General features: G+C 73.7%; 23 protein-coding genes. 5 read left to right on the top strand and 18 right to left on the bottom strand.

Annotation, left to right across the window (positions count from 1 at the left end):
* Positions 1-624, bottom strand: coding sequence for a recombinase family protein (locus HJG43_06275; protein UER54211.1), 624 nt, complete (start codon positions 622-624; stop codon positions 1-3).
* Positions 625-1,073: 449 nt separating this feature from the next.
* Here HJG43_06275 and HJG43_06270 point away from each other — a divergent pair, with 449 nt between their 5' ends.
* On the top strand, positions 1,074-2,432 hold the full coding sequence (locus tag HJG43_06270; GenBank protein ID UER55770.1) for an IS1380 family transposase: 1,359 nt from the start codon (positions 1,074-1,076) through the stop codon (positions 2,430-2,432).
* Positions 2,433-2,977: 545 nt separating this feature from the next.
* Here HJG43_06270 and HJG43_06265 read toward each other — a convergent pair.
* Positions 2,978-3,367 carry a heavy metal-responsive transcriptional regulator gene (locus HJG43_06265; GenBank protein ID UER54210.1) on the bottom strand — a complete coding sequence of 130 codons (390 nt, stop codon included), beginning with the start codon at positions 3,365-3,367 and terminating at the stop codon, positions 2,978-2,980.
* 78 nt (positions 3,368-3,445) lie between these two features.
* Between HJG43_06265 and merA the strand changes: the two genes are divergently transcribed.
* Positions 3,446-4,894: a mercury(II) reductase gene (merA, locus tag HJG43_06260; protein UER54209.1), complete on the top strand. Its 1,449-nt coding sequence runs from the start codon at positions 3,446-3,448 to the stop codon at positions 4,892-4,894.
* 66 nt (positions 4,895-4,960) lie between these two features.
* Here the strand turns inward: merA and HJG43_06255 are convergent, their stop codons facing one another.
* A complete protein-coding gene (locus tag HJG43_06255) occupies positions 4,961-5,557 on the bottom strand; it encodes a cadmium transporter (GenBank protein UER54208.1) in 597 nt (198 codons plus the stop codon).
* Positions 5,554-5,913 (bottom strand): winged helix-turn-helix transcriptional regulator, encoded by a 360-nt coding sequence (locus HJG43_06250; GenBank protein ID UER54207.1) that lies wholly within the window; start codon positions 5,911-5,913, stop codon positions 5,554-5,556. Before HJG43_06250 ends, HJG43_06255 begins: the two co-directional genes overlap by 4 nt.
* Before the next feature lie 297 nt (positions 5,914-6,210).
* Between HJG43_06250 and HJG43_06245 the strand changes: the two genes are divergently transcribed.
* Positions 6,211-6,789, top strand: coding sequence for a DUF3267 domain-containing protein (locus HJG43_06245; GenBank protein UER54206.1), 579 nt, complete (start codon positions 6,211-6,213; stop codon positions 6,787-6,789).
* Positions 6,790-6,845: 56 nt separating this feature from the next.
* Here the strand turns inward: HJG43_06245 and HJG43_06240 are convergent, their stop codons facing one another.
* From HJG43_06240 to def, 7 genes are read right to left on the bottom strand one after another with little or no spacing between them, the layout of a single operon-like run.
* Complete coding sequence (locus tag HJG43_06240; GenBank protein ID UER55769.1) at positions 6,846-7,286, bottom strand: PH domain-containing protein; 441 nt, start codon at positions 7,284-7,286, stop codon at positions 6,846-6,848.
* Positions 7,286-8,131, bottom strand: coding sequence for an ATP phosphoribosyltransferase (locus HJG43_06235; protein ID UER54205.1), 846 nt, complete (start codon positions 8,129-8,131; stop codon positions 7,286-7,288). Before HJG43_06235 ends, HJG43_06240 begins: the two co-directional genes overlap by 1 nt.
* 11 nt (positions 8,132-8,142) lie before the next feature.
* Positions 8,143-8,406, bottom strand: coding sequence for a phosphoribosyl-ATP diphosphatase (locus HJG43_06230; GenBank protein ID UER54204.1), 264 nt, complete (start codon positions 8,404-8,406; stop codon positions 8,143-8,145).
* A gap of 26 nt (positions 8,407-8,432) precedes the next feature.
* Entirely contained in the window at positions 8,433-9,092 is a 660-nt protein-coding gene (gene rpe / locus HJG43_06225) for a ribulose-phosphate 3-epimerase (GenBank protein UER54203.1), read from the bottom strand.
* An 11-nt stretch (positions 9,093-9,103) separates the two neighbouring features.
* Entirely contained in the window at positions 9,104-10,627 is a 1,524-nt protein-coding gene (locus HJG43_06220) for an rRNA small subunit methyltransferase B (protein UER55768.1), read from the bottom strand.
* Positions 10,582-11,586 carry a methionyl-tRNA formyltransferase gene (locus tag HJG43_06215; protein UER54202.1) on the bottom strand — a complete coding sequence of 335 codons (1,005 nt, stop codon included), beginning with the start codon at positions 11,584-11,586 and terminating at the stop codon, positions 10,582-10,584. The genes HJG43_06220 and HJG43_06215 overlap by 46 nt, the downstream gene beginning before the upstream one ends.
* Positions 11,587-12,132: a peptide deformylase gene (def, locus tag HJG43_06210; protein ID UER54201.1), complete on the bottom strand. Its 546-nt coding sequence runs from the start codon at positions 12,130-12,132 to the stop codon at positions 11,587-11,589.
* A 66-nt stretch (positions 12,133-12,198) separates the two neighbouring features.
* Here def and HJG43_06205 point away from each other — a divergent pair, with 66 nt between their 5' ends.
* Positions 12,199-15,084: an EAL domain-containing protein gene (locus tag HJG43_06205; GenBank protein ID UER54200.1), complete on the top strand. Its 2,886-nt coding sequence runs from the start codon at positions 12,199-12,201 to the stop codon at positions 15,082-15,084.
* 202 nt (positions 15,085-15,286) lie between these two features.
* Here HJG43_06205 and HJG43_06200 read toward each other — a convergent pair whose 3' ends face one another.
* Positions 15,287-17,356 carry a primosomal protein N' gene (locus HJG43_06200; GenBank protein ID UER54199.1) on the bottom strand — a complete coding sequence of 690 codons (2,070 nt, stop codon included), beginning with the start codon at positions 17,354-17,356 and terminating at the stop codon, positions 15,287-15,289.
* 131 nt (positions 17,357-17,487) lie between these two features.
* Here HJG43_06200 and HJG43_06195 point away from each other — a divergent pair, with 131 nt between their 5' ends.
* Complete coding sequence (locus tag HJG43_06195) at positions 17,488-18,615, top strand: hypothetical protein (protein UER54198.1); 1,128 nt, start codon at positions 17,488-17,490, stop codon at positions 18,613-18,615.
* Here HJG43_06195 and HJG43_06190 read toward each other — a convergent pair.
* The 6 genes from HJG43_06190 to pyrF form a co-directional block, all read right to left on the bottom strand.
* Complete coding sequence (locus tag HJG43_06190) at positions 18,601-19,863, bottom strand: methionine adenosyltransferase (protein UER54197.1); 1,263 nt, start codon at positions 19,861-19,863, stop codon at positions 18,601-18,603. The two genes, HJG43_06195 and HJG43_06190, sit on opposite strands and share 15 nt — an antisense overlap.
* Before the next feature lie 31 nt (positions 19,864-19,894).
* Positions 19,895-21,139, bottom strand: a complete 1,245-nt coding sequence (coaBC, locus tag HJG43_06185; GenBank protein UER54196.1) for a bifunctional phosphopantothenoylcysteine decarboxylase/phosphopantothenate--cysteine ligase CoaBC — start codon at positions 21,137-21,139, stop codon at positions 19,895-19,897.
* A gap of 14 nt (positions 21,140-21,153) precedes the next feature.
* Positions 21,154-21,417, bottom strand: coding sequence for a DNA-directed RNA polymerase subunit omega (locus HJG43_06180; protein ID UER54195.1), 264 nt, complete (start codon positions 21,415-21,417; stop codon positions 21,154-21,156).
* 60 nt (positions 21,418-21,477) lie between these two features.
* Positions 21,478-22,083, bottom strand: a complete 606-nt coding sequence (gmk, locus tag HJG43_06175) for a guanylate kinase (GenBank protein ID UER54194.1) — start codon at positions 22,081-22,083, stop codon at positions 21,478-21,480.
* A gap of 2 nt (positions 22,084-22,085) precedes the next feature.
* Complete coding sequence (locus tag HJG43_06170; GenBank protein ID UER54193.1) at positions 22,086-22,400, bottom strand: 30S ribosomal protein S13; 315 nt, start codon at positions 22,398-22,400, stop codon at positions 22,086-22,088.
* Between the two features lie 109 nt (positions 22,401-22,509).
* Complete coding sequence (pyrF, locus tag HJG43_06165; protein ID UER55767.1) at positions 22,510-23,337, bottom strand: orotidine-5'-phosphate decarboxylase; 828 nt, start codon at positions 23,335-23,337, stop codon at positions 22,510-22,512.
* Positions 23,338-23,349: the final 12 nt, after the last annotated feature.

Genomic DNA, 23,349 nt, shown 5'->3' with positions numbered 1-23,349 from the left:
CTACACGGCGCTTCTCGACTGTCGTGGTTCGACCACTGGGACACTTTGGCGGTTGAGCGCGCGGTAGATGGTGGCGCGGCTGACGCCCAGGACCGCACCGATCTTCGCCACCGTCATCTCATTCTGCTCATACATCCGACGGGCCGCCTTGACCTGGTCCGGCGACAGTGCGGGCGGTCGCCCGCCTTTGCGGCCACGGGCCCGGGCGGCGGCCAGTCCTGCGTTGGTGCGCTCACGGATCAGGTCACGTTCGAACTCGGCCAGCGCGGCGAAGACGTGGAACACCAGCCGCCCGCCCGAGGAGGTCGTGTCGATCGTCTCCTGCAAGGAGCGGAACCCCACGCCCTCCTCGGACAAGATCTGCAGCTGGTCGATAAGATGCCGGATCGAGCGACCCAACCGGTCCAGCCGCCACACCACCAGCGTGTCCCCCGGGCGCAACTGGTCCATCAGCTTCGTCAGCTCGGGACGGTGATCCAGGGAGCCAGAGATCGTGTCGACGAAGACCCGGTAACACCCCGCGGCAGTCAGCGCATCGACCTGCAGCGCAGCGTCCTGATCAGTCGTCGACACACGCGCATAACCCAGCAGATGCCCCACGGTACTGACTGTAGCGATACTCATCCAGCACTGGAAGTATCGAGCCATAGAATCCGGCACTGAGTTCCGCTACAAACGCCGTGGGTTGAGAGCCGCGAAGCGTCAAGCATCCTGGACAGGGCAACGCACCCTCGTCATCGCTGTAGCGGAATCGTTCGTTTACGGGACGACAGGCCGTCCCATATGACGCACCGTCACCGGACAACCCTTCTCGGGCGGTCTTGCGAACATTCGGGCGTGGGTTTCCGCCGATGACCTGCACCGCCTCCGCAACGGGTTCCTCCTACGGGACGGACAACTGGACCGACCGCAACCGCTGCGAGGGCGGACCACTGAGCCCTGATCCACCGACTGGGTTCGGCGGTGTGAGCGTGGCGTAGGGCGAGAATGCCCTCTTGAGCTGGGAGGATGTCGATTGCGACGTCTACGTCCAACCGCTCAAGAGGAGCACCTCGCAAGTGAAACCTTCTCACATGATCCGGCCGGTCTTCGATGACCCGAACCTGGTGTCGTCGGCGGGCCTGGTCCCTGCGTTGCGGCTGGCCGAGACCGCCGGCCTGTACGGCCTGCTGGAGGAGGTGACGGTGCCTTCGCCGAACGCGGCGGTGAAGGCGGCGTGTGTGGTCGGCGGGATGCTGGCCGGTGCGGACTGCATCGATGACATGGACCTGCTGCGGCACGGTGGGATGATGAAGGTGTTCGGTGGGGTCCGCGCACCGTCCACGCTGGGCACGTTCCTGCGGTCGTTCACCCACGGGCACGTCCAGCAGCTCGACAAGGTCAACGCCAACCTGGTGGCGGGCCTGGCGGTGCGGGTCCCGGGCCTGCTGGCCGGCGCGGACGCCGGCGGGATCGCCACGGTCGATGTCGATGACACGGTGCGGGAGGTCCACGGCTACGCCAAGCAGGGCGCCGCGTTCGGGTACACCAAGCAGCGTGGCCTGAACATCCAGCTCGCCACGGTCTCGACCCCGCTGGCCGCGCCGGTGATCGCCGGCGCGAGGCTCCGGTCGGGGAACACCGCCTCGGCCAAGGGCGCGGGGCGGCTGCTGGCCCAGGCCATCACCACCGCCCGCGCCGCTGGCGTGGCGGGCCGGATCCTGGCCCGGGCGGACTCGGCCTACTACGGGTGGGCGTTCGTCGGCACCGCGATCAGGCACCAGGCGTGGTTCTCGGTCACCGCCCGGATGACCAAGACCGTCACCGCAGCGATCGCCAGCATCCCCGCCGACGCGTGGCAGCCGATCTCCTACCCGGACGCGATCTACGACGAGGCCGAGCAGCGGTGGGTCTCCCACGCCGAGGTCGCCGAGATCCCGTTCACCGCGTTCACCTCCCGCCGCAGGGGCGAGCACGTCACCTGCCGGCTCATCGTCCGCCGCGTGAAACGCCTCCAGCCGTTCGCCTGCGATGGGACCGAGCAGGGTGAGCTGTTCGCCACCTACCGCCACCACGCCTTCATCACCAACAGCACGTTCTCGACCATCGAGGCCGACGAACGTCACCGCGACCACGCGATCGTCGAGCAGGTCATCGCCGAGCTCAAAGACAACGCGCTGGCCCACCTGCCCAGCGGGCGATACGCGGCGAACGCCGCCTGGGTCGCCCTGGCGGTGATCGCGTTCAACCTGGCCCGTGCGACCGCCGTCGCAGCAGACATGGCCAAGGCCAGATGGGCCAGCCTGCGCAAGAAGATCATCGACGTCCCCGCCCGGATCGCCTCGACCGCCCGCAGGCTCGACCTCCACATGCCCGCCGACTGGCCCTGGGCACCCGGATGGGAGTCGCTGTGGACGGCCGCGACCGGCCCACCCACCCTGGCAACGACCTGACCATCCAGCCCCAGCAGGGCGCGACTCGAGGAACCCGACGTGGAAGAGCCGGTGCAGGCCGGCGGACCAGCCACGCCCACGACACCGACCGACCTCATCAGGCCACCGAAGTCACCCCAGCCGAATCAACGCGGTGGATCAGGGCTGAGCGTTAGGGGGTCCCGTCCGGCTCCGATGCCCTCTCCAGGCTTCGGACCGCTGCCAGGCGGTGGAGCTCAGACCGTCGGATGAGGAGTGCGGCAACGGGCGCCCGCGATCGCGCTGGCGGCGTGATGATTGGTCGTCATTCGCGCCCTTTGGTTCCTTCGCGCACCATCCGACGATGTTCGCCGCGGCCGGCGGCGTGCCCGCGTTGCGGGCGGAGTCGTTCAGTCGCGAGCGATGTGAAGGGCGACCCAGAGCGCGCACCTTCGGCAGATGTAGGCCGGTTCGCTCCCGAGTGCGTGGAGCGACCTTCGTGGCCGCTGGCGGCCGCAGCACGAGCATCGTTGCTGGGTGTCATCGGCCATGTCGCGATGGTGCCACGGGCCGGTGACCTTCGCGGGTCACAGGTAGCGGCAGACGTCCTCGGGGGAGCATGTGGCCGGGTCGCCGGTGGTGGCGTGCTCGCGCAGGATGGCGATCGTGGTGCGTAGCTGCGCGAGCTCGGCGAGCTGCCGGTCGATGACCGCGAGGCGGGTGTCGAGCAGGTCGGTGACGTGCTGGCAGGGGGCCTGGCCCCGGTCTCGGATGGCCAGCACCTGGCCGATCTGGGCCAGGGTCAGCCCGGCGGCTTGGCCCCGGCGGATGAAGTGCAGCCGGTCGAGCACCTCGGGGCCGTAGTCCCGGTACCCCGCCGGGCTGCGGTCGGGGTCGGGGAGGAGTCCGACGTCCTCGTAGTACCGCAGGGTCTTAGCTGTCGTGCCCGACGCCTGAGCCACCTCACCGATCCGCATGCCACTCATTCTGCCTTGACCTTCCAGTGCACTGGAAGGTCGATCCTGGTCCTGAGGCGCGGCAACAAGGGAGGACTTATGACGGCAACGGACAAGGGCAGGTCGTATGACCTGGCAGTGATCGGGTCCGGTGGGGCGGCGTTCGCGGCCGCGATCCGCGCCACCACCCTGGGCAAGCGGGTGGTGATGATCGAGCGCGGCACCATCGGCGGTACCTGCGTGAACACCGGGTGTGTGCCCTCCAAAGCCCTGCTCGCGGCCGCCGAGGCCCGCCACGTCACACTCGACGCCGCCCGGTTCCCCGGTCTGCCACTCCCCGACGCCCCACCGGTCGACATGCCCGCCATGGTCGCCGGCAAGGACAAGCTCGTCGGATCGCTGCGCAGCGAGAAGTACGCGGCCCTGGCCGCCGAGTACGGGTGGGCCCTCCACCCCGGCGAGGCCACCTTCGTCGGCACACCGACTGAGCCGGCACTCCGCGTGACCGGCCCGGACGGCACGGCGGAAACCGTCCGGGCCGCGCACCACCTCATCGCTACCGGCTCCACGCCCTGGGCGCCGCCGGTCCCCGGCCTGCAGGAGGCCGGTTATCTGACCTCGACGACCGCGATGGAGCTGGACCACGTCCCGGAGTCGCTGCTGGTCATCGGCGGCGGCTACGTCGCCATGGAGCAGGCCCAGCTCTTCTCCCGCCTCGGTGCCCAGGTCACCATGCTCGTCCGCTCACGGCTGGCCTCCCACGAGGAACCCGAGGCCGCCACCGCCCTGGAAGAAATCCTCGCCGACGAAGGCATCGAGATCATCCGCGGCGCGGTGCCCACCGCGGTGCGCCGCGACCCGGCCACCGGCGAGGTCACGGTCACCGCCACCACCGCCGACGGCTCACACGAGCTCCGCGCGGCCGAGCTCCTCGTTGCCACCGGCCGCCGCCCGGTCACCGGCACGCTCGGCCTCGACACCATCGGCGTGCGCGCCGGCAAGCGCGGCGAGGTCATCATCGACAGCCACCTGCGCACCACGAACCCGCGGATCTGGGCCGCGGGTGACGTCACCGCCCACCCGCAGTTCGTGTACGTCGCCGCGGCCCACGGCGCCCTGGTCGCCGACAACGCCCTCACCGGAGCCGGCCGGGAGGTCGACTACCGCCACCTGCCCCGGGTCGTGTTCACCAGCCCCGCCCTGGCCTCCGTCGGAATGACCGATCAGCAGGCCCGCACTGCCGGGATCCGCTGCGACAGCCGCGTCCTGCCCCTGGCGCACGTCCCGCGCGCCATCGTCAACCGTGACACCCGCGGGCTCATCAAGATCGTCACCGACGCCGACACCGGCCGCATCATCGGCATCACCGCCCTCGCCCAGGACGCCGGTGACCTCGCCGCCGCCGGCGTCTACATCCTCGAGGCCGGCATGACCACCGACCAGGTCGCCAACCTCTGGAGCCCCTACCTGACCATGGCCGAAGGCCTCAAACTCACCGCCCAAACCTTCACCACCGACATCACCAAACTCTCCTGCTGCGCAGCATGAACCCGCACAGGGATCCCTATACCGGAGCGTCGAGCCTGGCGACCTCTCTCGTTCGCTTTGGCTCCGTCAGAGACCGAACGCTCCTCCGCTGACGAGGATGACGATGCCGAGGCCGATCAGGACGATGGGGAACAGGATGTGTTCCCAGCGCTCGAGGACTTCAGCGATCGGCGGCCGGGTGGCAACGAACTTGGCGACTACGACCAGGACCGCGACGAGCGCGAGGAAAACGAGGCAGTAGGCGACCACTGCGATGGGTTCCACGCTGAGGAAGACGGGGACATAGACGCCGATGTTGTCTCCGCCGTTGGCGAAGGTGACTCCTGCGACGGTCCACGCGCTGACCTTCGTGCCCGTGACCTTGGCGTCGTCGTCGTCATCGTCTCCGCGCCAGGCTTGCCATGCAGCCCAGAGACCGAGGGCCAGGGGGATGAGCCCGAAGTACGGGATAGCTGCTGAGGGCAGGAATGCTCCGGCTCCGATAGTCACCAGCACAGCGGCACCGAGGATGCAGGCGAACCCCACGTACTGGCCGACCAAGATGCGGGTGGTCGTCCCGCGTTGGCCCGCGCCGCGGGCGAAGAACAAGGAGAGCACGATGATGTCGTCGATGTTGGTCGCGATGAACAGGCCGATTGCCTGCAGGACCGCAGCCAGGATCACGCGCCCGCCTCTGCTGCGTCGCATCCGTGCACCGAGCAGGCAGGATCGATGCACGGGGCGTTCTCGTCAACCGCGAGGGTGACGTCAACCAGGGCGGTCAGCGCCTGCGTCAGGTGGGGATCGGCGATCTCGTAGCGCGTCTTGCGGCCCTCGGGTTCGGCAGCAACGATGCCGCAGTCGCGCAGGCACGCCAGATGATTGGACACGTTGGAGCGTGTGAGGTCCAGATCGCGGGCCAGCTCTGCCGGGTAGGCCGGCCGGTCGAGCAGCGTCAGGATGATCCGGGACCTGGTCGGGTCGGCCAGCGCGCGGCCCAACCGGTTCATCACGTCCAGGCGAGAAGCAATGGTCAGCATGCGCTGAACTATACAGCGAGGACTGAAGTGGTTTTACGCAGCCCGGAGTCGCTAAGCGTGCGAACGAGGCTGTGTCAGTTGGGGATCGACCCACGGGACGATTCGCCCGATCATCAGGGAACTCACGAAGCGGCGACAGAACCCCGCCACATAACGGCCAAGGCCACAGCCGCCCTGGCCGAGCGGGCCCGGCCGCAGGCCTGAGCACGCCGGTCACGGGTGCCGGAGGACCTCGTCCTCTGCCGGCGCAGCCCGCCGGCGTGGAGGGTGAGGGCAATCCTGATGGAGGAGCCCTCGATGGTCACCATGCCGACCGACACGCACCTGCCCGACACCCCGCCGGGCTACCGGTTGGTCTCGAGCCTCGATCTCCGGGCAGATCGTCGAACGGCGGCCCTGATCCAGGGCGGCTTCCTCGTCGTCGCCGGGGTGCTCGTCGTGTCGGCCCTGGCCCTGGGCGTGCCGCTGGACACCGGCTGGTCCACCGCCGTCGCGGCGGCCGTGACCGTCACGGCATGCCTGGGCTACATGCTGGTGCACGAGCTCACTCACGCACTGGCGCTGCGGCTGCTCACCGGGGTGAAACCGACGGTCCGGGTGCGGCTGCCGTACCTCGCCACCGGCAGCACGGCCCTGTTGACCCGCAGGCAGGCGATCACCGTCGCCCTGGCACCCGTCACGCTGTGGGGCGTGGTGCTGCCCGTCCTGGCGCTGTTCGTGCCGGCGGACTTCGTCCTCACCGTCTTCGTCGTCGTGGTGCTCAATCTCGCCGGTTCCTCCGGGGACGCGGTGCAGGCCCACGCGTTCACGAGGCTGCCGCCGTCAGCGCGGATCCGCGACGACGGCGCCACGACCTGCGTCTTCGACCGCGTCTGAGCAGGACCGCTCTCCAGGCGCGACGGGGCCGCTGGCCGTCGGTCCCTCGGGCCGGGTCAGTCGTCGCGGTCAGTGGCGGTGTGCCGGGCGACCAGGGTCGCCAGCCGCCGGGCCTCGGCGACGCTGCGCTCGCCGTCCGCGCGCTGGACCGCCATCACCGACAGCGTGTCGGTGTCGGCGAGGTCGAGCGTGGCCCACGGCGCGCCGCCACCGAAGTGCACCGACACGATCTCGGCCCAGCGCAGCTCCCGGGTGAGGAAGAGGTTGCGCACCCGCAGGCCGTCGTGGCTGGGGACGGCGGCCACGCTGGCCTGGCGGTGCAGGAACCACATCACCACGACGCCGACGAGGACGAAGCCGACCCGGTCCAGCCAGCCGAGCGGCGCCGGCGGGAACAGCGCCAGGACGAGCATGAGCGCCAGCCAGGCCACGCCCACCGGGTAGGCGACGCGTGGGGCCCGGTACGGGCGGAACGGGCGGTACAGGTCCTCGGCCATCAGATCCTGCATGCGTGGATCGTCGTGACGAGGATGGCGCGGGCGCCCATCTCGTACAGCTCGTCCATCACCTGGTTCGTCCGCGCCCTCGGCACCATCGCCCGCACCGCGACCCACTCACGGTCATGCAACGGGGACACGGTCGGGGACTCCAGACCGGGCGTGATCGCGCACGCCTGCTCCACGAGCTCGACGCGCACGTCGTAGTCGAGCATCACGTACTGGCGGGCGACGAGGACCCCTTGCAGCCGGCGGACGAGGACGTCCAGCTCGGGGGTCGAGGCGGCGTCCCGGCGCCGGACCAGGACCGCCTCGGACTCCAGGATCGGGTCGCCGAACACCTGCAGGCCGGCGGTGCGCAGCGTCGTCCCGGTCGACACGACGTCGGCGATGACGTCGGCGACGCCGAGCTGGACGGCGGTCTCGACGGCCCCGTCGAGGTGGACGACCTCGGCGTCGACCCCGAGCCGCTCCAGGTGGTCCTCGAGCAGGCCCGGGTAGCTCGTCGCCACCCGGTGACCGTCGATCTGCTCGACGGACTCCACGGTCCCCGGCCGGGCGGCGAACCGGAACGTCGAGGCCCCGAACGCCAGCGGCATGACCTCCTCGGCGTCCGCCCGGGAGTCCAGCAGCAGGTCCCGGCCGGTGATGCCGACGTCCAGGGTGCCCGACCCCACGTAGACGGCGATGTCCCGCGGACGCAGGAAGAAGAACTCGACGCCGTTGTCGGCGTCGAGCAGGACGAGCTCGCGGGTGTCGCGGCGGCCGGCGTAGCCGGCCTCCCGCAGGATGCCGGCCGCCTCCTCGGACAGGGATCCCTTGTTGGGCACGGCGATCCGGAGCACGGGCTGGGTCCTCACAGGTGGCGGTAGACGTCGGTGGTGCTGAGCCCGCGGGCCAGCATGAGCACCTGCAGGTGGTACAGCAGCTGGGAGATCTCCTCGGCGGTGCGCTCGGCGCTCTCGTGCTCAGCGGCCATCCACACCTCGGCAGCCTCCTCGACGACCTTCTTGCCGATGGCGTGCACGCCGGCGTCCAGCGCGGCGACGGTGCCCGACCCGGCCGGTCGCCGCTGCGCCTTGTCGGCCAGCTCGGCGAACAGGTCGTCGAAGGTCTTCACGACGGGCAAGGGTAAGCGGCCCACGGTCAGCAGGCAGCGGCGGCCAGCGCCCGCAGCTCCTCGACCGCGGCGGCGGCGTCCGGTGCCCCGTACACAGCACTGCCGGCGACGAACACGTCGGCGCCGGCCTCGGCGGCTCGCTCGATCGTGGCCGGGGAGATCCCGCCGTCCACCTGCACCCACACGTCGAGCCCGGCGGCGCGCACGGCCTCGCGCGCGCGGCGGACCTTCGGCAGGCACACGTCGAGGAAGGGCTGGCCGCCGAAACCCGGCTCGACGGTCATCACGAGCAGCATGTCGACCTCGGGCAGCAGGTCCACGAACGGCTCGACCGGAGTCGCGGGCTTGAGCGCCAGGCCGGCGCGGGCACCGGCCCGGCGCAGCTCGCGGGCCAGCCGGACCGGCGCGGCAGCCGACTCGGCGTGGAAGGTGACGTTCTGGGCGCCGGCCTCGGCGTACCCGGGCGCCCACCGGTCCGGCTCCTCGATCATGAGGTGGACGTCGACCGGGACCGGGCTCACCTGCACGAGGCGCTCGACGACCGGCAGGCCGAGGGTGAGGTTCGGCACGAAGTGCCCGTCCATGACGTCGACGTGGGCCCAGTCGGCTCCGGCGACGCGGGCCAGCTCGGACTCCAGGTTGGCGAAGTCGGCCGACAGGATGCTCGGGGAGATCTGGACGCCCACGGCGGCGAACCCTACCGGCGGCGCAGGACGGCGACGAACATCGCGTCGGTGCCGTGCAGGTGCGGCCACAGCTGGGCCGACGGCCCGTTCCCGAGGTCCGGGACGTCGCGTCCGGCGGCGAGCCGGACGAGGGCCGGGGTGTCCTCCGGGGTGACGTCGTCCCGGCCGCGCAGGACGTCGTCCAGGACCGTGACCGTCTCGGCCGGGTGCGGCGTGCAGGTGACGTAGGCGACCACCCCGCCCGGCCGGACGGCGTCCAGGGCGCTGGTCAGCAGGGCCCGCTGCAGCGGGCCGAGGGTGGCCAGGTCGGAGGGCTGACGGCGCCAGCGGGCCTCCGGCCGGCGCCGCAGCGCGCCCAGGCCGGTGCACGGGGCGTCGACGAGCACCCGGTCGTAGCGGCCGGGCTCGTCGGCGCCGACCTCGCGGCCGTCACCGGTGCGGACCTCGTAGCGGCCGGGGGTGCCGGCCAGAGCCTGCTCGACGAGCCGGGCCCGGTGCGGGGCGACCTCGACGGCGGTCAGGGTGGCGCCGCGCCGGGCGCCCTGCGCGGCGAGCAGCGCCGCCTTGCCGCCGGGACCGGCGCACAGGTCCGCCCACGCGGCGTCCCGTCCGTCGACGTCGGCGGCGAGCAGCGCGAGGGCGGCGAGCTGGCTGCCCTCGTCCTGGACCCGGGCCTCGCCGCGGCGGACGGGCGCCAGCGCGCCGGGGTCCCCGGCCGGGAGGACGGCGGCCAGCGGGGACCACCGGCCGGGCCGGGCACCGAGCGCGACGAGGTCCTCGACGCTGGCCAGACCGGGGCGGGCGGCGAGGGTGACGACGGGGCGGGCGTTGTCGGCGGCGAGCAGGTCGGGCAGCTCCGCGACGTCCCGGCCGTGGACGGCGAGGGACTCCCGCAGCGCCCGGACCACCCACGCGGGGTGGGAGTGCGCCACGGCGAGGTGGCCCACCCGGTCGGTGGCCGGGTCGGGTGCGACCTGCGCCACCCACGCGTCGAGGTCCTGCTCGGCGACCCGGCGCAGGACGGCGTTGACGAGGCCACCGGCCCCCGCGCCGACCGCGGAGCGGGCCAGGGCGACGGACTCGCTGACGGCGGCGTGCGTGGGGACCCGCATGCCGAGCAGCTGGTGGGCACCCAGGCGCAGCACGTCGAGCACCGGCGGGTCGAGGCGGTCCAGCGGCCGGTCGACGCAGCGGGCCAGCACGGCGTCGTAGAGGCCCTGGCCACGCAGCGCGCCGTAGGCCAGCTCGGTGGCGAACGCGGCGTCCCGGCCGCGGACCCGGCGCCGGCTGAGCGTGGCCGGCAGCACGAGGTTGGCGTAGGCGTCGTCCTCGGCCACGGCCCGCAGCACGTCGTAGGCGGCGCGGCGGGCCGGGTCGGTGCCCCTGGCGCGCTCGGCGGGTCGCTGCACCGAGCGGCGGGCCGGGCTGGCGCCGGGACGGTTGCCGGGGCGCTGACCGCGACGCTGGCCGGGGCCCTGGCCAGGGCCGGTCACGTCAGCCGCTCCCCCGGCTCGGGGCGCACCCCGCGGGCCCAGTCCGCCGCCGGCATCGGCCGTCTGCCGGCGGGCTGGACGTCGCCGAGGACGACCGGACCGGTCCCGGTCCCCACGAGGACGGCGTCCCGGTCGGCCCGCAGCTCGCCGGGGGCGAGGGCCCCCGGGTCCGAGGGTGGCGGAACTGCATGATCACGGGTGAGGGGTAGAGGGGTGGGGGGCAGGGGGGTGGGGGGCAGGGGGGTGGGGGGCAGGGGGGTGAGGGGGGCGAGCTTGAGGCGCTCGCCGCGGAACGTCGTCCAGGCCCCGGGGACGGGGGTGCACCCACGGACCCGGCGGTCGACGGCGGTGGCCGGCAGCGTCCAGTCCACCCGCGCGTCCTCGACGGTGATCTTCGGTGCCAGGCTGACGTCGTCCGCGGGTTGCGGCTCGGGCACGATGGTGCCGTCCTCGAGGGCGTCCAGCGTCGCGACGAGCAGCCCGGCGCCGGCCTGCGCGAGGCGGTCGAGCAGGTCCCCGGCGGTGTCCCGGGGCCGGACCGTCTCGGTGAGCCGGCCGAGCACCGGCCCGGTGTCGAGGCCCTCGTCGAGCAGGAACGTCGTGGCCCCGGTGACGTCGTCCCCCGCCATGATCGCGTGCTGGACGGGCGCGGCGCCCCGCCAGGCCGGCAGCAGGGAGAAGTGCAGGTTCACCCAGCCCAGGCGCGGGACGGCGAGCGCGGCCGGCGGGACGAGCAGCCCGTAGCCGACGACCGGGCAGGCGTCCGGGGACAGCTCGGCCAGCCGGGCGACGGCCTCGTCGTCGCGCAGGGTGCGCGGCTGCAGCACCGGGACGCCGTGCTCGAGCGCGACCTGCTTGACCGGGCTGGCGACCTGCCGGCGCCCCCGGCCGGCGCGTGCGTCCGGTCGGGTGAGGACCGCGACGACCTCGTGCCGGGAGGCGAGCAGGGCGAGCAGGGACGGGACGGCGGCCTGCGGGGTGCCGGCGACGACGAGACGCACCTACAGCGCCCGGCCGAACGTCGAGTGCGGACTGACCCGGACCTGCGGCACGGGCTCCCCCGCCCACTGGGCCTCGCGGATCGCCTTCATCGCGAGCTTGCGCTGGGCACGGTCCATCCGGTCGATGAACAGGATCCCGTCGAGGTGGTCGGTCTCGTGCTGGATGGCCCGGGCCTTGAGCTCGCTGCCCTCGATCGTCACCGGCTCGCCGTGCATGTTCCAGCCCTTGGCGACGACGCGCAGCGCGCGCGGGGTGTCGGCGTAGATGCCGGGGAAGGACAGACAGCCCTCCTCGCCGTCCTGCATCTCCTCGGACAGGTCGAGGTCGGGGTTGACCAGGTGGCCGAGCTCGCCGTCGACGTAGTACGTGAACACCCGCAGCAGCACCCCGATCTGCGGCGCGGCGAGACCGGCGCCCGGAGCGTCGAGCATCGTCTCCTCGAGATCCTTGACCAGGGTGCGCAGCTCCTTGTCGAAGTCCGTCACCGGTGCCGCGGGGGTACGCAGCACGGGGTCGCCGAACAAGCGGATGTCCTTGATAGCCACGTCACAAGGGTACGGGCGGCTTCAGGTTCGCCGCTGCTCGGTCGATAGGGCCGATGGAGGTGGCGTGTGGCGATCGAACCGGACCGGCCCGGGACGAGAGAGACGTCGGCGACGACGATCCGTCTCACCCTGCGCTACGTGCAGGACCGTCGCGGCCCGCAAGGGGTCGCCGAGGTGCTGCGTCGCGCCGGGCTCCCGGACGACCTCGCCGTGCGGGCGGACGACGCCGGCTGGTTCGGCTACGACGAACGGATCCGGCTGTTCGAGGCGGCGACCGCGGTCGTCGGGGACCCGCGGACCATGTTCCACGTCGGGGCCACCGCCCTCGAGCACGGCATCAGCCCCGGGCTCGTGCTGCTGCTGCGCTCGCTCGGCTCCCCGCAGGAGGTGTACCGGCAGCTGCCACGGGTGCTGCCGAAGCTCACCACGACGTCGGTGATGGAGACCCCGCGACCGGCGCAGGACCGCGTCACCGTGACCTCCGGGCTGCGGCCCGGGTACCGGCCCTCCCGGCTCAACTGCCTGTTCGCCGAGGGGCTCCTGGCCGCGGTCCCGGCGGTGTTCGGGCTGCCCCGGGCCCGGGTCGAGCACCATGACTGCCAGGCGGACGGAGCGGGTGCCTGCGTCTACGAGGTGCGCTGGCAGCCGTGGTCCCGGTTGCCGTGGCGCCGCCGCCGGTACGCCGAACGGGCCGCCGAGCAGGAGCTCGACGCACTGCGCAGGCAGCTGACCGCGCTCCAGTCCACCGCGGCCGACCTCGTCGGCGACGAGGACCTGCCGACGACCCTGCGCCGGATCACCGAGCGGGCGGCCTCCGCCGTGCTGGCCCCCGCTCACGTGCTGGCCCTGTACCCGCACGGCCACGAGCGGCCGACGGTGCAGTCGGCGGGGCTGAGTCCCGAGCAGGCGGAGGAGGTGGCGGCCCGGCTGCTCGCCGGGGACGACCTGGGACCAGGGGCCGTCGTCGTCGACGTCGCCTCGACCCGCCACCGGCACGGCCGGCTGGCCGCCCTGTACCCCGAGGGGCACCGCGGTCTGGAGGACGAGGGACAGGTGCTCGCCGCGTACGCCCGGCACGCCGCGGCGGCGCTCGACCTGGTCACCGCCCTGGACGCCAGCCGGCGAGAGGGCAGCCGGGCCGCCGCCCTGCTCGACCTCGCTCGCCGGCTCGCCGCTGCCCGTGAGCTCGAGGAGGTCGCCGACGTCGTCGTCCAGGCGATGCCCCGCATCACCGGCGCGCAGAAGGCCGCGGTACTGCTGTGGTCGGCCGAGGCTGGAGCGCTGCAGGGCATCGCGTCCTACGGACTGGACGCCGATGAGGAGCGGGCGCTGTTCGACACCGTGCTCCCCGCCGGTGACACCCCGGAGCTCGTCGACATGCTCACCAACCAGCAACCAGTGCTGCTGCGGGTGTCACAGACGACCCCGGTGCTGACCCGCCTGCTGCAGGAAACCGGCACCGGCACCGTCGTGGTCGCCCCGCTGGTCGTCCACGACGAGCTGCTCGGCGTGATCACGTCGGCCTGGGCCGAGGAGGGCGCCCTGGTCGATCCTGCCGAGACCACGGCCCGGCTCACCGCGGTCTCCGACCAGGCCGCCACTGCGCTGCAGAACGCCCAGCTGCTCGGCACGGTGCGCCACCAGGCCGCGCACGACACGCTGACCGGGCTGGCGAACCGCGAGCTGTTCACCCGCCGGATGGAGACCGCCCTGCTCACCGCGGACCCGGCCCGCAGGACCGCCGTACTGTTCTGCGACCTCGACGGGTTCAAGCGGATCAACGACCGGTTCGGTCACGCCGCCGGCGACGAGGTCCTGCGCCAGGTCGCCGCCCGGCTCGCTGGCTGCCTGCGGCCCTCGGACCTGCTCGGCCGGCTCAGCGGCGACGAGTTCGCCGTCCTGCTCACCGACCTGGTCGACGACGAGTCCGCCGTCGCGGTCGCTCACCGGCTCGTCGAGTCGTTCGGGCCCGGGTTCCGGGTCGATGGCAGCGACGTGGCGGTGACGTGCAGCGTCGGCGTGGCCGTCCACGAGGGCACCGGCGGACGGGGGGACCTGCTGCTGCACTCCGCCGACGCCGCGATGCAGGAGGCCAAGCGCCGGGGCCGCAACCAGGTCGGCCTGGCCAGCGCCACCCAGCTCGTGCACCCCGGCACCGGCGGGCTCGAGGCGGAAATCGCCCGCGCCGCCGCCGAGGGACAGCTGATCCTGCACGTGCAGCCCATCATCGGGCTCCACGAGGGGATGCCCCTGCTGGGCGTGGAGGCGCTGATGCGCTGGCGGCACCCCCGGCTCGGGGAGCTCCTCCCAGGAGCGTTCCTGCCGGTCGCCGAGGAGGTCGGCCTGGTCGCCGACCTCGACATGTGGGCCATCGACGAGGCGTGCCGGACACTCGCCGCCTGGGACCCCGGGGGCCCGACGCCCGCGTACGTCGCCGTCAACCTCAGCGCGGCGTCCCTGGTCGACGACCGGCTGCTCCCGACCGTCCGGGCGTCCCTGACCCGGCACGGACTGCGCCCCGAGCGGCTGCACGTCGAGGTGGTCGAGAGCCGGTCGCTGTTCGACCTGGCCCGCGTCCAGGGCCGGCTCGTCGAGCTCCGCCGTCTCGGCGTCCGCGTGGCCCTCGACGACTTCGGCACCGGCTACTCGACCCTGGCCTGGCTGCAGCGGCTGCCGGTGGACCAGCTGAAGATCGACCGCTCGTTCGTCCGCGCGCTCGGCGGAGACGGCGACGAGGCCCGGGACGCCGAGAAGCTCGTCCGCGGGGTCCTGGCACTGGCCGAGGAGATGCGGCTCGACGTCATCGCCGAGGGCGTGGAGACGTCCGAGCAGCTCGCCGCCCTTCAGGTCGCCGGGTGCCCGGGCGTGCAGGGCTACCTGCTCGGCCGGCCCGCCCCGGCACCGGACCGCCGCTCAGACCTCGACCCAGCCCCCGACCCCACCCCTCGGTAACCGCCGCACCCCTCGGTGATCATGCAATCCCGCCACCCCCACCCTTCTCCCTCCCCGTGATCATGCAATCCCGCCACCCTCCCCTCCAGTCCCCTCCCCTCCAGTCCCCTCACAGAATGCTGGGTTGTTGGCGCGACACGCCGGCCGCACCGCGCTGAGCACAGCATTCTGTGGTCGAGGGGTCTGGTCTTCGGCCAGGTCGTCAGAGCACTTCCAGCGGGTCGATCTGCACTCGCACCGCGCCCGGCTCCTTGCGCGCGCTGCGGACGGCTGCGGCCTCCCGCAACGCACGCGACAGCGTGGCCCGGTCGACGACCGGCACCCGGACGAGCGCACGGACCACCGGGGCCGGCGCGTCCTGCCCGGCTGCGGCGCGCGGGTCCTGCGCGACCGGGACCGGGCCCAGGACGTCTGCGGACGCCGGCAGCCGGGCGTGCCCGAGCAGCGCACCTACCGCGTCGGCCGGGCCGGTGAGGGTCGCCAGCGCCACCGCGGGGGGAAAGGCGAGCTCGATCCGCTCGGCGAGCTCGCGGGCGGCGTGCCAGGCCGGGTTCCAGCGCACCAGCGCCTCCACCGGCGGCAGGCCGGCGGGGGCAAGTAGCACGACCGTGCCGCCCTGCGCCGCGGGGCGGACCAGGGCGGCCGCGTTCGCCCACCGCCGCAGCGCCTCCTCCCCCGCCCGCAGGTCCGCCCGGTCGAGCAGCACCCACCCGTCGAGCAGGAGCGCGGCCGCGTACCCGCCGTCCGCGATCGGCTCAGCCCCCGGCGTGGCGACGACGAGCGCCGGCCGGTCCGGGACGCCGGCCAGCACCTCCCCGCCGCCGGAGGTGCGCACCGGGACCCCGGGGAAGGCCCGGCCGAGCTCCTCGGCGGTACGCCGCTGTCCGAGTACGGCCGAGCGCAGCGCCGTCCCCCCGCAGGTCGGGCAGGCCCAGGTGCCCGCGGGCCGGCCGCACCACCGACAGGCCGGCACGGCGTGACCGGAGGACTGGGCGAGCGGGCCGGCGCACGCCGAGCAGCGAGCCCGCGAGCGGCACCGGGCGCACTGCAGGGCCAGCCGGTACCCCCGGCGAGGGACCTGGACCAGGACCGGTCCGTGCTCGAGCGCCGTCCGGGCGGTACGCCAGGCCACCGAGGGGAGCCGGGCGCTGCGGGCGGCCGGGTCCCGCTCCGGCTCGGGGCCCTCGCCGGGTAGCAGCACCTGCGGCGCGGCAGCCCGGACGGCGGCGCGGTCCGCCTCGACCGGCCGGGCGAACCCGGCGTCCAGCCACGCCTGAACCTCCGCGGTGCGGGTGAACCCACCGACGATCAGGGCAGCGCCCTCCCGTTCGCTGCGCAGCGCAAGCAGCTCGCGAACGTGCGGGTACGGCGCGTGCGGCTCAGCGTGCAGGTCGTCACCGTCGTCCCAGACGACGACCAGGCCGAGGTCGTGCACCGGGGCGTAGGCGGCCGCTCTGGTCCCGACGACCGCGCGCACGGCGCCGCGCTGCAGCGCCAGCCACGCCCGGTACCGGGCCGCGGCGCCCTGGTCAGCGGTGAGCCGGACGTGCCGCCCGGTGCCCATGAGCGCCGTCAGGGCGGCGTCCACCCGGTCGACGTCCCGGTGGTCGGGGACGACGACGAGCGCGCCGCGGTCCGCGGACAGGGCTGTGGCCACCGCGGTCGCCAGGGCGGCGGGCCAGTCCTCCCCCGGCAGCGCCGTCCACGCCGCCCGCGGGGCCTGGCCGGCGTGGACGTGCTCGAGGAACGCCGGCCCCGCTCGGTACGCCGCCCACCGTCCGGCACCGGGCCGGGGCGGCGCAGCGGCCGACTCGGGCTGCTCACGCTTCTCGGTCCCCGCGTGCCGACGCGGGACGGCGAGCCGCAGCACGTCGGGCAGGACGCCGGCCCACCGGTCGGCGACCGCCCGGCACAGGTCCAGCAGGCCGGGGGTGAGCACCGGCTCCCGGGAGACCACCCGGCGCAGCGGGGCCAGTTGGCCGGGATGCTCGGCGGCGGGCTTGCGCGCCAGCAGGTAGCCCTCGACGTCCTGGCCGGCGAACCGGACCCGGACCCGGACACCGGGCCGGGCGTCGTCCGCCATCGACGCCGGCACCGCGTACTCGAAGGGCCGGTCCAGGTGCGGCAGGGAGACGTCGACGGCCACCTCGGCGACGGGGTCGCTGGCGGCAAGCTCGCCCGCCGGGACGGCGCGGCGCGCTGGACGGCGCGCCAGCCCGGCGAGCGGCAGCTGCCTGCCGTCCACCGCCTCGGCGCCGTCTGCCGTCGTCATGGCCGCATCCCACCAGACGCTACGGACAACGCCGTCCGGTCGGGTCGGTCACCGGGTGGTAGGACTCGCGTCCCTGGGGTAGAGCAACGACGTAGGACGACGACGGGGGCCGACGAACGGGACCGGGAGCAATGCGCCACCAAGGAGCCGTACCGCTGCTGCGCCGACTGCTGCTGCACGAACGCAGCCAGATGGCCGCCAAGGCCGCCGTCGCGGCGGCGCTGGCGTGGTTCGCCGCCGAGGTCCTCACCAGCGGGAGCGAGCTGGAGAGCTACCAGTACTACGCCCCACTCGGCGCACTCGTGGCGGTCCAGCCGACGGTGGCCGCCTCACTGCGCAGCTCGGTGGAGGCGGTGCTGTCCATCGCCACCGGTGGGGCGATCGGCCTGGCGGTGCACGGCGTCCTGGACCCCGGCCTCGGGGCCCTCGCGGTCGGCGTCTTCGCCGGCGTGCTGGCCGGCGGCCTGCCGTGGCTGGGAGCCTCCCGCAGCTGGGTGCCCGTCGTGGCCCTGTTCGTCCTGCTCATCGGCGGACAGGACCCGTGGACCTACACCCTGGCCTACGTGCTGCTGGCGCTGGTCGGCGCGGTCGTGGCGGTCGGCGTCAACCTCGCCCTCCCGGCGCTGCGGCTGTCCCAGGGCCGCACCGCGCTCATCCGCGCCCAGGACCTGCTCGCCGACCAGCTGACCGACCTGGCAGCGGGCCTGCGGCAGCACCCGGCCCCGTCGCGGCAGGAGTGGGCCAGGCGGCAGCGGGACATCGACCCGGCGGTCGACACGATGCGGTCGGCGGTGGCCGAGATGCTCCAGGCCCGCCGTGGCAACCCCCGGGCCCGCTGGCACGCCAGGGAGACCGAGCGCCAGCAACGCGCCGCCCACGGGCTGGAGCAGGTCGCCGTGCTCGTTCAGGACCTCGTCGCCGCGTTCGGCGAGTACCACCGCGGCGACCTGCCGACGTCCCCGCTGGACGACGACCTCGCCGCGACGACGGCCGAGACCCTCGAGGACCTGGCGGCCGTCGTCCGGGACTACCTCAGCCCGATGGACCCGGACGACGAGCGCGTGGTCGCCGTCGAGGAGCGGATCCAGGCGGTCACCGACGCGTTCGCCCGGCGGCGGGACCTCGACCCGGTCGACCTCGCCGTCATCGGCGGGGTGGTCGCCAACCTGCGCCGGGCGCTGGCGACCGTCCGCCCGGCCGGCGGCACAGCGGCGTCCGGCACAGCGGCGTCCGACGACGCGACGTCAGCCGACCGCTGAGCGCAGGTCCTCGACCCGGTCGGTCCGCTCCCAGGTGAACTCGGGCAGCTCGCGGCCGAAGTGGCCGTAGGTGGCGGTGCGCCGGTAGATCGGCCGCAGCAGGTCCAGGTCGCGGACGATAGCGGCCGGCCGCAGGTCGAAGACCTCCTTGATCGCCTCGACGATGCGGGGCAGCGGGACGGTCTCGGTACCGAAGCACTCGACGTACAGCCCAACCGGGTGGGCCCGGCCGATGGCGTAGGCGACCTGCACCTCGCAGCGGGTCGCGAGCCCGGCGGCCACGACGTTCTTGGCCACCCAGCGCATCGCGTACGCCGCGGACCGGTCGACCTTCGAGGGGTCCTTGCCGCTGAACGCGCCGCCGCCGTGGCGGGCCATCCCGCCGTAGGTGTCGACGATGATCTTGCGACCGGTCAGCCCGGCGTCACCCATCGGCCCGCCGATCTCGAACCGCCCGGTGGGGTTGACCAGCAGCCGGAACGACGAGGAGTCCAGGTCGACCCGGTCCAGCACCGGCTTGACGACGTGGTCGCGCACGTCCGGGGTCAGCATGGACTCCAGCGACACGTCCCGGGCGTGCTGGGTGGACACGACGACGGTCTCGATGCTGACCGCCTGGTCGCCGTCGTAGCCGATGGTGACCTGGGTCTTGCCGTCCGGGCGCAGGTAGGCGAGCGTGCCGTCCTTGCGGACCTCCGACAGCCGCTCGGCGAGGCGGTGCGCCAGCCAGATCGGCACCGGCATCAGCTCAGGGGTGTCGGTGCACGCGTAGCCGAACATCAGGCCCTGGTCGCCGGCACCCTGTCGGTCCAGCGGGTCCTCCCCGGCGCGCAGCCGGTCCTCCAGCGAGCTGTCGACGCCGGCGGCGATGTCCGTGCTCTGCCCGCCGATCGACACCTCTACCCCGCACGACCGGCCGTCGAACCCCTTGGTCGAGGAGTCGTACCCGACGTCGAGCACGGTCGAGCGCACGAGCGCAGGGATGTCGGCGTAGCCGCGGGTGTCCACCTCCCCGGCGACGTGCACGAGGCCGGTCGTCACGAGGGTCTCGACGGCGACCCGGCTGCTCGGGTCCTGCTCGAGCAGGCTGTCCAGGATCCGGTCGCTGATCTGGTCACAGATCTTGTCAGGGTGGCCCTCGGTCACCGACTCGGAGGTGAAGAGTCGCACGGGGCGGTCAGGACTGGTCACGTCACTCCAAAGGTTGCAGCGGCTGCTGACTGCCGCTGGGCACGAGCCGCAGCACATGTCGGCCGGGGTACCAGTGGCGCCGCCCAGCCTAGGGGGTGCCCCCGACAGGCCGTGGGCCGGCGAGCCGCAGGACGGCGTCCCAGACCGCGTCGGCGACGTCCTCCTTGGTGGCCGGGCCGACGGTCTGCTGCCCGCCGTCGCGGTCAAGCAGGACGACGGTGTTGTCGGCCGTGCCGAACGCCCGCCCGTCGCCGACCTCGTTGACGACGAGCAGGTCGCAGCCCTTGCGGGCGAGCTTGGCGCGCGCGTGCTCCAGCACGTCGCCCGTCTCGTCCCCGGTCTCGGCGGCGAACCCGACGACGAGCTGCCCGGGCCGTGGCGGGTCGGCGACCAGACCGGCGAGCACGTCCGGGTTGCGCACCAGCTCGACCACCGGGGCGCCATCGTCGTCCGCGGACTTCTTGATCTTCGTGGTGGCGGGCCGGGCGGGGCGGAAGTCGGCGACGGCCGCGGCCATGACGACGACGTCGGCGTCCGCCGCGGCCCGGCGGACGGCGTCGCCGAGCTGACGGGCGGTGCCCACCCGGACGACGTGCACGCCGGCCGGGTCGGGCAGATCGGTGTTGGCGGCGACGAGCGTGACCCGGGCGCCACGTGCGGCGGCGGTGGCGGCCAGCGCGTACCCCTGGCGGCCCGAGGACCGGTTGCCCAGGTAGCGGACCGGGTCGAGCGGTTCGCGGGTGCCGCCGGCGGAGACGACCACGTGCCGCCCGGCGAGGTCGGCTCCGGCGTCCGGGCGGGTCAGCAACCGGCGGGCAGCGGCGAGGATCGCCTCGGGCTCGGGCAGCCTGCCGGCTCCGGAGTCGGCCCCGGTGAGTCGCCCCGCGGCAGGCTCCAGGACGACGACGCCGCGCTCGCGCAGGGTGGCGACGTTGGCCTGGGTGGCCGGGTGCTCCCACATCTCGGTGTGCATGGCCGGTGCCATCAGCACCGGACAGCGGGCGGTGAGCAGCGTGGCGGTCAGCAGGTCGTCGGCACGTCCGTGCGCGGCACGGGCGAGCAGGTCCGCGGTGGCCGGGGCGACGACGACGAGGTCGGCCTCCTGGCCCAGGCGCACGTGCGGGACGGCGTGGACGTCGTCCCACACCTCGGTGGTCACCGGCTCACCGGACAGCGCGGCCCAGGTGGCTGCGCCGACGAACTCGAGCGCCCCGCGGGTCGGCACGACCCGGACCCGGTGACCGGTCTCGGTGAGGCCGCGCAGCAGCGAGCAGGCCTTGTACGCGGCGATGCCCCCGGACACGCCGAGGACGACGCGTGGCGACGGGGGCATGGCGGCGGGGCCGGTCAGCTGTCGGCGGGCTCGACGGTGAGCAGACCCTCGTTGATCTCACGGAGCGCGACCGACAGCGGCTTCTCCTGGGCGTGGGTCTCCACCAGGGGGCCGACGTACTCCAGCAGGCCCTCGCCGAGCTGGGAGTAGTAGGCGTTGATCTGGCGGGCGCGCTTGGCGGCGTACAGCACCAGCGCGTACTTGGAGTCGGACTTCTCGAGCAGGTCGTCGATGGGCGGGTTGGTGATGCCCTCGGGTGCTGCCACGGTTCCGGCCACGGGGTTCGTCTCGCTTCTCGGGTTCGGGGACGTGCGGACTCGCCGGGCAGTCTACGCCGCTCAGCCCGGCGCGACGGGCACCGGCTGCAGGCCCATGTGCGAGATGAGCTCGTCGGTGGCCCGGTGGACGTCGTCGTTCACCACGGTGACGTCGAACTCCGACTCGGCGGCCAGCTCGACCCGGGCGGTGGCCAGGCGCCGTTCACGCTCTTCGGGGTCCTCAGTACCGCGGCCGACGAGCCGGCGGACGAGCTCCTCCCAGCTCGGCGGCGCGAGGAACACGAACAGCGCGTCGGGCATGGTCTGGCGGACCTGCCGGGCCCCCTGCAGGTCGATCTCGAGCAGCGCGGGGCGGCCCTTGGCGAGCGCCTTGCGCACAGGGTCGCGGGGAGTGCCGTACCGGTAGCGGCCGTGGACGACGGCCCACTCGAGCAGCCCGCCGTCGGCGATCATCTGGTCGAAGGTGGCGTCGTCGACGAACCGGTAGTGGACGCCGTCCACCTCGCCCGGCCGGGGCGGGCGGGTCGTCGCCGACACCGACACCCACACCTGCGGGTAGCGGGCGCGGACGTCGGCGGACACGGTGCCCTTGCCGACCGCGGTGGGCCCGGCCAGGACGGTCAGCCGGCTGGGCCGCGGCCGCTCGCCGGGTTCAGGGTCGGGCACGGTCAGTGGTCGAAGCGCTCGACGAGGGCCTTGATCTGGTGGGATCCCAGCCCGCGGACCCGGCGGGACTCGGAGATGCCGATCTCGGCCATGATCCGGCGGGCCCGGACCTTGCCGACGCCCGGCAGCGACTCGAGCAGCGCGCTGACCTTCATCTTGCCGACGACGTCGTTCTGCTGGCCCTCGTCGATGACGTCCCGCAGCGAGCCCTGGGAGTACTTGAGCCGGTTCTTCACCTCGGCCCGCTCGCGCCGTGCCGCCGCCGCCTTCTCCAGGGCCGCAGCTCGCTGTTCGGGTGTCAGGGGCGGGAGCGGCACGGAGTCACCTCGGCGGTCGGCGGACGAGCAGGTTCTGGCCTGGCGAACCTAGCGACTCCCGCGGCGCGGCGGCAACGCGGGCCCACCCCGTCGCCGTGACGTCGGGCGGTCAGCCCCGGCCGAGGGCGGCGGCCGCCTCGCCCGCGGCGCGTCGGGCGGCCTCGCGCAGCCCCGTCACGGTCGGTCCGGCGGCCAGCACGGCCCGGCTCGTCGACGCGAGCACCTGCTCCCGTGCGGCGCCGAAGACGGCGCGCAGGTCGTCGGCGGTGGCGCCCTGGGCGCCGACCCCGGGAGCGAGCAGCGGGCCGCGTACCGCGGCCAGGTCGACTCCGAGGCGGCGGACGGCGTCCCCGGTGGTGGCGCCAACCACGAGCCCGACCGGTCCCATCGCCTCCCCCGCCGCCACGACGCCGGCGTTCGCCGCGGCCGCCTGTCGGGCGATCCGGACGGCGACCGGCACGCCGTCCGGGTCGGTGGCGTGCTGCACCGAGGCGCCCTCGGGGTTGGACGTGAGGCACAGCACGAACACCCCGCGCCCGGTCGTCGTGGCGAGGTCGAGGACCGGGCGCAGCGACCCGAACCCCAGGTAGGGCGAGACGGTGACGGCGTCCCCGGCCAACGGGGAGGAGTCCCCGACGTAGGCGTCGGCGTAGGCCTGCATCGTGGAGCCGATGTCGCCGCGCTTGGCGTCGACGACGCACAGCGTGCCGGCGGCCCTCAGGTCGGCGACCACCCGCTCGAGCACGGCGACGCCCGCGGACCCGTGCCGCTCGAAGAACGCGGCCTGCGGCTTGACAGCGGCCACGGAGCCGGCCAGCGCCTCGACCGCGGTGAGCGAGAACCGCTCGAGCCCGGTGGCGTCGTCCGTCAGGCCCCAGTCGTGCAGCAACCCGGGGTGCGGGTCGATGCCCACGCACAGCGGGCCGTGCGTGGCCATCGCGGTCGCCAG

The sequence above is a fragment of the Kineosporiaceae bacterium SCSIO 59966 genome, from assembly GCA_020881835.1.
GTDB lineage: Bacteria > Actinomycetota > Actinomycetes > Actinomycetales > SCSIO-59966 > SCSIO-59966.
Note: the sequence above shows the minus strand (reverse complement) of the source record. Positions and strands in the feature narration are given on the sequence as shown.